The 6,937-nt window shown below is 63.9% G+C and carries 4 protein-coding genes; 3 read left to right on the top strand and 1 reads right to left on the bottom strand.

Features of this window, described 5'->3' with window-relative positions; all coding sequences use genetic code 11:
• The first annotated feature begins 480 nt into the window (after positions 1-480).
• Entirely contained in the window at positions 481-2,691 is a 2,211-nt protein-coding gene (gene dnaB / locus ACSEEN_RS21150; protein WP_371308122.1) for a replicative DNA helicase, read from the top strand.
• A 272-nt stretch (positions 2,692-2,963) separates the two neighbouring features.
• Here dnaB and ACSEEN_RS21145 read toward each other — a convergent pair whose 3' ends face one another.
• Positions 2,964-3,782, bottom strand: a complete 819-nt coding sequence (locus ACSEEN_RS21145; protein ID WP_006896694.1) for a hypothetical protein — start codon at positions 3,780-3,782, stop codon at positions 2,964-2,966.
• A 196-nt stretch (positions 3,783-3,978) separates the two neighbouring features.
• On the opposite strand from ACSEEN_RS21145, the gene ACSEEN_RS21140 reads away from it, so the two are divergent.
• Together ACSEEN_RS21140 and ACSEEN_RS21135 are read left to right on the top strand one after the other, a co-directional pair.
• Entirely contained in the window at positions 3,979-4,683 is a 705-nt protein-coding gene (locus ACSEEN_RS21140; RefSeq protein WP_306302654.1) for a TnsA-like heteromeric transposase endonuclease subunit, read from the top strand.
• A gap of 158 nt (positions 4,684-4,841) precedes the next feature.
• Positions 4,842-6,887, top strand: coding sequence for a transposase family protein (locus tag ACSEEN_RS21135; protein WP_502260918.1), 2,046 nt, complete (start codon positions 4,842-4,844; stop codon positions 6,885-6,887).
• Positions 6,888-6,937 lie beyond the last annotated feature (50 nt).

Raw genomic sequence — 6,937 nt, 5'->3', positions numbered from 1 at the left:
TGACCCTGACCACCGACACAAACACCGACTCGACGACGGAGGTGACCACCGATGACCTGATGCAAATACCAGCCTGACCACCACCGAAGGATCAACAACGAGTTACACCACTACTTGGGGCTTGACCCGCCGCGGTGTCGTTCGAGCGAATGATGCACCTCAACCGAATATCGACACCGGTCCGGGCGTGGCGCAACGCGACACGCCGAGCACGAGAATTTCGTCGCCTGTGGACAGTAGGAAAGGGCTTTCACCAGTGAAAACAGGGGTTGATCCGGGAGAAATTCGAGGTCCGTCCACAGATTTGTGCACAGTGCTTCTCGCAGGACGTGCCGTTGTCCACAGGATTCGCACAGTGTTGTCCACACCCACCGTTTGCCGCGCGGGTGAACGGGCCCCTAACCTTCGGCGAAGGACTCGAATCACGGCTCCCCGACGACGGTGCGGGAACGGCCGCCGGCAGGAGAAGGGAGCAGTGCGGTGACGATCAACGACGACGATGACGCGTCGCTCACCGAGCCGCCTTCGACGCCGGAGGAGACGCTCCGTCAGCCGCCGCAGGACATCGCCGCGGAGCAGTCGGTGCTCGGCGGCATGCTGCTGTCCAAGGACGCGATCGCGGACGTCCTGGAGAAGATCAAGCCCGACGACTTCTACAAGCCCGCGCACCAGGCCGTGTACGACGCGATCCTCGAGCTGTACGGGCGCGGTGATCCGGCGGACGCGGTGACCGTCGCCAACGAGCTCGATCGCCAGGGCGAACTCCGCAAGGCCGGCGGGGCGCCGTATCTGCACACGCTGATCTCGACGGTGCCGACCGCGGCGAACGCGGGTTTCTACGCCGAGATCGTCGCCGAGAAGGCGCTGCTGCGCCGGCTGGTGCAGGCCGGCACCCGCATCGTGCAGTACGGCTACGCCGGGGCCGACGGCCAGGACGTCGCCGAGGTGGTGGACCGGGCACAGGCCGAGATCTACGACGTCACCGAGCGGACGTCGTCCGAGGACTACGTGATCCTCGACGAGCTGATGCAGCCGACGCTCGACGAACTCGACTCGATCGCCTCGCGCGGCGGCATGTCGCTCGGCGTGCCGACCGGGTTCGCCGACCTCGACAAGCTGACCAACGGTCTGCACCCGGGCCAGATGATCATCGTCGCCGCGCGGCCCGGTGTCGGGAAGGCACTCGCTCTCGACACCCCGCTCCCGACCCCGACCGGCTGGACGCGGATGGGCAAGGTGGCGGTCGGCGATCGGCTGATCGGCGCCGACGGCAGGCCCACGCGGGTGGTCGCGATCAGCGAGGTGATGACCGAGCGGCCGTGCTTCGAGGTGGAGTTCGACGGCGGGCCGGTGATCGTCGCCGATCGTGATCACCTCTGGGCGGTCGACGTCGACGGTGAGCGCAAGGTGCGTACCACCGGCGACCTGCGCGAGTACGTCGGTGCCGCCGTGGTGCCGGCGACCGAGCCGATCGAACTTCCCGAGCGCGAGTTCGCCTACGGGCCGTACACGGTCGGTGCGCTGGCCGGGATGGCGTACGACGATCCGGAGATCGGCGCGTGCATCGAGGCCGAGGGGCCCGTCGACGTGATGACCCTGATGGCCGATCTGGCCGGGCTGATCCCGGACGAGTACCTGCGCGGCTCCATCCGGCAGCGGCGGGCGGTGCTGGCCGGGCTGCTCGATGCGCGGGCGCGGGTCGACGACGACGGCACGATCATCGTGCCGGTGGTCACCCGGCACACCGACGAGGTGCTCAGCGATCTGATCGCCGGCCTCGGCCACAGCTATGAGCGCGAGCCGAACGGCTGGATCCGGATGTCCGCCGACGACGACGTGTTCACCGTCCACGAGAAGGCCGTGCGGCACAAGGAGTTGCGGGCCGGGGCCCGCGGACACCGGATCACCGCGATCCGGCCCGTCGCCTCGGTTCCGGTGCGCTGCGTGCAGGTCGACAACGCCGACCGCCTCTACCTGGCGGGCGGCGCGATGATCCCGACGCACAATTCGACGCTCGCGATGGACTTCCTGCGCTCGGCGTCGATCCACAACGGCAAGGCCGCGGCCATGTTCTCGCTGGAGATGAGCAAGACCGAGATCGTGATGCGTCTGCTGTCCGCCGAGGCGCGCGTGAAGCTCGGCGACATGCGGTCGGGCAACATGAGCGACGACGACTGGTCGCGGCTGGCCCGCCGGATGGGCGAGATCAGTGACGCGCCGCTGTTCATCGATGACTCGCCGAACCTGACGATGATGGAGATCCGCGCCAAGGCGCGCCGCCTGAAGCAGCGCCACGACCTGAAGCTGGTCGTCATCGACTACATGCAGCTGATGACCTCGGGCAAGAAGGTGGAGTCGCGCCAGCAGGAGGTCTCCGAGTTCTCCCGGTCGATCAAGCTGCTCGCCAAGGAGCTGGAAGTCCCCGTCGTGGCGATCTCGCAGCTGAACCGTGGTCCGGAACAGCGGACGGACAAGCGCCCGCAGGTCTCCGACCTGCGTGAATCGGGCTCTCTCGAGCAGGATGCGGACATGGTCATCCTGCTGCACCGGCCCGATGCGTTCGAGCGCGACGACCCCCGCGCCGGAGAGGCGGACATCATCGTCGGCAAGCACCGTAACGGCCCGACGGCGACGATCACCGTCGCCCACCAGCTGCACCTGTCGAAATTCGTGGACATGGCGCGGGGCTGAGGGCTCACTGTCGAGATGCAGCGAAGATTAGCAAGGTGGTCCCGCTTGTTTAACAAGCCTGATCACGGCGTAAGAATCGCCCTGACTAGGGCAAACATGGTCAGGCGAGCGTTGCCCGTAGCCCGCGTTTCGGTATGATTTCCTGCTAATTTTGCCGGGGAATCTATTCCTGGAAATCGCCGAGTGCGCGGGTGAAACCGGGCGACGAAGGGGCTGAAGTGACCGGCGGCTGGCGGCAGGCTATCGGCGATTGGCTTGTGGGATGAGCTCGTCTAATTCGCAGATGACGTTGGTGCTGGTTTTGGGGATGTGCTCGGCGGATTCGACGCTTGCTCGGTGACTCCGTGACCGGGCTTGGTCAGCGGAAGGGTTGCGAGGTGCTTCTGGAGCCGCTTCGACATCGGCATGAACGTGACGAAGGTCAGGCTTCCCGAGACAACCGCGCCTACCAGCGGCACGACCTTGGCTGCGCTCTTGGCGAAGACCTGCTTGGTCATCTGAATGCCCAGGAGCCCTGCAACCTTCTTGACCACCGGATATATCGCACCCTTGGTGAGAGCCTTCTGCGGCAGCTTCCTGGCCACTTCACTTGCGATCAACTTCGAGACTTGCGCCACGCCGGCCTGGGCCGCGTTCACGCCAAACATCACGCCGATGAACAGCGTGAGCATGCTTTCGGTCGCGGAGTCCATTCCGTCGGCGCTGTCGTCGAAGAGCTCCGGCCAGCTGTAGATGTAGGCGAGCTTCTGGACGACGCGAAGAAGGTGCCCATAGTACTGCGCGATATCAGCCGGGACCGTGCCGATCGCTGCGAGGCCTCCAGGGATGCCGGCTGCCGTGGAAAGTGTCGTCACCTTGCCGGTCTCGAACTTGATCACGCTGTTGGCGATCTTGTCGATCACTTGAGGTGTTACGCCTGCTTCGGCCGGTGTTGTGGCGATAGCGAGTTTGATCTGCTCGTCGGTGCAGTATCGCTTCAGCTCTCTGCGGAGGAAGGCCTCCCGGTTGATCTGCACACCCGGCAGCTGAGCCGATGCCTGCAGCGTCTGCTCGAACTTCGTCGACGGAGCGACCTGATTGCCTTTGGCCATGGGAGCAACCTATCGCAGCCTTCCGACACGGACCGCTGATGGGGCGAAGGAGACGTCGGCCTATCACCCGAAATGCCTCGCTGACCGATTGTCGACTTGCTCCCTTAGTAGCCCTTCGACCTCGATTTCTTGCTAGATTTGGTGCTAATTCCTGCGGAAGCGGAGGTGTCACTTGACCGAGAGTTCCCGCGCGGCGGTGACGTGGCGGTTCCGATTCGCTGGCGACAAGGTGTCCCGCGTGTTGAACTGGCGGTCCGACGGTCCGCCGGATCTCGCACGTGTAGTTCCGATTCGCAAGCCTCGATCCTCGGAACGTCACCGGCACATACCTGTCACTGCGTATTCACTGACCATGCGCGACCACCTAGAACTCGAGTCGGGCCTCGAGCATGACCTCTTGCGACGCCTGGACCGGCTCAACGATATCGTCGCGCTGATACCGCAACCGTGTCAGCTGAAGCGGGGCGGATCGTCCTCGGCGAAAAACACGCCCGACTTACTCAGCCTTGACGACACCGGGGCGGTAACGCTCTGGAATGCACGCCTGCCGCACAAGATGGACGACAAATTCAAGCTTCAGGTCGCAATGGTCGAGGCCGCCTGCGCGAATGTGGGATGGCGTCACGAGGTATTCAACGGACTCGACCGCGTAGAACGCCTAAACCTTCTGTGGCTGCACGGCTACCGCCGAAGGCCTTCCTGGTATGACCAGGTGGCTGGCGAGATCGGGAAGGAAGCAAGTAACGACGCCGCGACTCTGGGCTCCCTATTTCGTCTGGATACCGGAAACGGGGAGGCCATCGCCGTGGTCTGGCACATGGTCTGGTCCGGTGAGCTGGATACCAACCTCTCGAAGCGATTGACGATGGAAACGCCAGTGCGCGCGGGACTGGTGGCGTAGTGGACACAAGTCGCACAGTGGTTGAGGTCGGTGGCCGACTTCTGACTGAGTGGGGAACCGGTCTGGTGACAGCGGTATCAGCGGCCGGCGTAGACCTCCGCACCAGCGTCGGCGATTCCTTGCACGTCGATTGGCCCGAACTCGCAGAGGTGCGAGTCGTGGTCGATGGCGATGTAGCGCCAATCAGACCGGCGCTCCGCCCGTACTGGGATGGCCTGTCTGAGGAAACGCGCCGAGCCGCCCTCGACAAACTTGAAATCGTGCATGAGATACTGACCGGCTACCGGGACGGTCACGCCGAACTCGCGCGCGATGGCGAACCGCGCCCACCCTTCGGCGAAGGCTTCGGCGTCTCCGAGGCGGCGCGCTGTCGCGCGATGGCGGTCGCGTTGCAGCAAGAAGCTGTGGGAGATCGTGCCCTACAACGCCGCATCGCGAACGGTGAGATCAAGCGATCGGCTCCGGTCGACAGCACCATCCGCAACTGGGTGCGTGCATGGAAACGCGACGGACTACTCGGGCTCCTCGATGCCAGATCCCTGCGTCGCGAACAGACGTGGGAGCGAATCGATGAGCGCTATCGGACTGTTGCTGAGTTGGTCTTCGCCACCCTGGACGGAGATCGGGCGGACGCCAACATCAGCGAGCTTGATCGGCGGATCAAGGTTGAGCTCAAGCGTGCAGGGCACGTGGATGTCTCCACGCCGCAGCGTCTGACGGCAGAGTATCTCGCGCACCTCAAACGGGGCGCGGGCGCAACAACCCGCACCCAGAGAAGCCGGTCGCTACAGCGCGTGTCGGGCAAAGAGCACTTCCCCGCAATCAGGCCTGGGCAAATAGTCGCCATCGACGCCACGAGGGCGGACAACCTCGTATACGACCCGCTTCTCGGGCGACCCTTCAGCGTCGAAATCCTCACTGCAATCGACGTCGCCACCAGAGTGGTCCTCGCACTGCGCGTGGTGCCGAAGAGCGCCGATGGAATCGATGCCGGGCTACTTCTCTACGACATCTGCCGCCCGTTCTCGATGATGGTGGAGGGCACCACCATCAGTCACTGGCGCTGGGCCGGTTTGCCCCAAGTCGTCGACGCTTCTGATGTCGCGGTCAACGTTGGGCGCAGAAGTGTTGCACCCGATTTCACTACGCTTCAAGGAGAGCACCACATCCCTGGCGTCATGCCGGACGCGATCCGCGCCGACCACGGTTCGATCTTCGTGTCCGATCACTTCCGCGCGATTCTGCGCGACTTCGGGATTGACTTGTTGCTCAGTCGCGGGAAGAAGCCAACGGACAACCCCCACGTTGAACGCTGGCACGAGACGCTACAACGGGCCGTTCAACAGCTCCCCGGCTACAAAGGTCGCAATACCTCGGAGCGCGGTCGATTGGTCGCCGAGGAGGCATTGGTCACGGCCGCCGAACTGGAAGAACACCTTCGGCGATTCGTCGCCTTGGACTACCACCGGTCGTGGCACACAGGCTTGGTTATCGGTGGTGAGCCCACCGCTCGCACCAGTCCTTTGGAGCTCTGGGACATCATGCTCGACGTCACCGGCCGTATCGACGTACCGCAGCGTGCAGACATGATCTATCAGATGCTTCCGGTCAAGTGGGGCACAGTCGGAGTCGCAGGTGTCGAGTTTGCTGAGATGGTCTACGACGGCAAGCTGCTCGATGATTTTCGGAATGTCGCACGGGGCCAGTTCAGGGACGACGACAACAAGGTTCCCTTTCTTGTCGACCCGCACGACTTGTCGAGCATCTGGTTCCCGCACCCCGAGACCGGCCGTGTACGCCCCGTTGCGTGGCGAGGATCTTTCTTCACTGACGCGCCGATGACCGATACGATCGTTCAGGCTGTTAGGCGGCGCGTCCGCGAACGCGGCGGCAACCACATTCTGAGTCGGGGCTCAGCGCAGCGGCAGATCCTCGACGAGCTCACGGAACTCACCTCTGGGCCCGTTCCAACTGACTGGACTGCCAAACTGTCAGCCGCGCACCGCAGAGTTGAACAATCGCGCAAAGACCACGAAGAAGCTCAGGCAGCCCAAGGTGCAACCCGCGACGAAGCCACTCAGTCGGGCGGCAACGAAGCACGCACCAAGACGCCCCATACCGATTCACTGAACCGCACTGGGTCTGGTGGAGGCTCTGGTCATTTGATTTCAACCAGGGCCTGGGTGCCCTGCTGGGTAGCGTAGAACCTCCCTTCGAACTCGGTGGGCGGGAGGTCGTCGAGGTAGCCGTGTAG

Source organism: Gordonia marina, assembly GCF_052036135.1.
Classification (GTDB): Bacteria; Actinomycetota; Actinomycetes; order Mycobacteriales; family Mycobacteriaceae; genus Gordonia.
Note: the sequence above shows the minus strand (reverse complement) of the source record. Positions and strands in the feature narration are given on the sequence as shown.

Bases quoted from the DNA above. Each gene is read 5' to 3' on its own strand.
- ACSEEN_RS21145 (WP_006896694.1), bottom strand. From the start codon at position 3,782: ATGGCCAAAGGCAATCAGGTCGCTCCGTCGACGAAGTTCGAGCAGACG.